This is a genomic window from Enterobacter sp. CGMCC 5087 (assembly GCF_003144775.1).
Classification (GTDB): domain Bacteria; phylum Pseudomonadota; class Gammaproteobacteria; order Enterobacterales; family Enterobacteriaceae; genus Enterobacter; species Enterobacter cloacae_M.
In genome coordinates this window covers 1-1,623 of the sequence record NZ_QFXN01000351.1, presented here as the reverse complement: position 1 = coordinate 1,623, position 1,623 = coordinate 1, and the positions used below count along the sequence as shown (strand labels likewise).

The 1,623-nt window shown below is 55.6% G+C and carries 1 protein-coding gene; it reads left to right on the top strand.

Features of this window, described 5'->3' with window-relative positions:
* Nucleotides 1-1,363 precede the first annotated feature (1,363 nt).
* The coding region (locus tag DEO48_RS27015) for a hypothetical protein (protein ID WP_219933031.1) at nt 1,364-1,623 on the top strand (260 nt) is incomplete at its 3' end.

Sequence of the window (1,623 nt, the reverse complement as noted above, 5' to 3'; positions counted from 1 at the left end):
TGAACGCAGCCGGCGGCTTTATGAGCGGGGCATGCGCAGGGGCAAAAAGACGGCCCTGCGCCTGCTGTCGGGTTATGTGAAGCGGTGGACAATATGGAGAGAGAGCATGCTTAACGCCGTAAAAACATGGTGGAGGAGAGGGCTGGACGCAATACGCGGGCCTGCGGAAAAACCGCAGCTACCTCTGCAACCGGGAGACCGTACACGACCGTGTCAGCGGATAGAACTATCACCTCTCGACAATATCGAACACGAGCCTGGGTACGCGGGTGTACTCAATCAGTCCGTATTGCATCGAGACACTTGCATATTGGCACGCCCAGGACAAGTCGACTACACTCCGTCCCGACGGCCGTTTCTACCCGCCTCGTTCGTACCACGGTTCGTCGGAATTGTTATCATAATCGCGTCACCGTCGCACGCTGCGATACGCGTGGAAGCCGGTGATGTCTCGAATATATTCACCACAAACTCCTATATGGATTTCCTACTACCTGACGGGGACTACGCCCCCGGTACACCTGTATTTCAAGTACAGTCGAGCCCACGGAGTGTGCTCACGCCACGTACGCTAGTCGTCTCAGACGCCAATGGTGGTGTACTAAAACCTACGGACATAGGCATACTAGACCACGCAATGATCGGTGGGTGGGTCGATGGTGTCCCTAATGGATCACCGCGAGCAGGCGTCACCGCGACCTTAATAGGCGACAGACTACAATTGTCGTACACCAAGATTGGGTCTCCATTTAATGGTCAATCATTCACTACTCCGTTGTGGGAAAACGGTATCGTTCAGGTATCTGGCGCCGCATCCGCTGAAACTCATGGCGCACCCACACGAACGCCGACCGGTCGATACAACATCTACAATCTTGTTGACTCCGGGACCTGGGACTACGCGCCAGGAGCGAAAAATATCATCACGTTTGCGTACTCGACGTTACCGGCGCCCTTTCGCGGATTATGGTCGATTGCAACTCCTGACGGTAAGTTCCGGTCCGGCCCACTGGACGATCCTACGACATCGTGGATCGGTAGCTGGCTTATTAACGGGCACAACTTCAACGAATATATGACAGTCTACGACAAACGCGATACTCAAGTTGGAACGTTATTAACTACGGCCAAAGAACAATGTAGCGATTCCGACAGAGCGCCCTGCATCGTTTTAAACTCCCGCTCATATAACGGAGTTGGGGCTAATCGTCTCACCTCGACTGCAGCATGTAAATACTCGACACCTCCCGCTGCCCCGTTAAACTTCGGCCAAATAACAGACACTACCGCGACCACTGGCTGGAACCTCCCGGGTGTTCCATCGCAAACCGCTACCCTCGGCATCGAATGCACAGGGACCGACGTGAACCACGTCGCGGTACGTGTGTCGGGGCCTGCCTCGGCACGTAGCTCTGACGTATTCGCGAGTTCAAACCCTACTGTCGAGTACAAAATCGGCATAGCCGGCGCTAACGGGAAATACCTGGCGATCGTCCCAAACCAGTACCAATCCTACAAATGGAGTGACGCTACAACCGCCGGGGCCGAGGCACCTGGCAATACGGCTGGACAGCTGACGTTGAGCGCCAACCCTGTCGCGGCGGCCACGACGCTCGCGGCCGG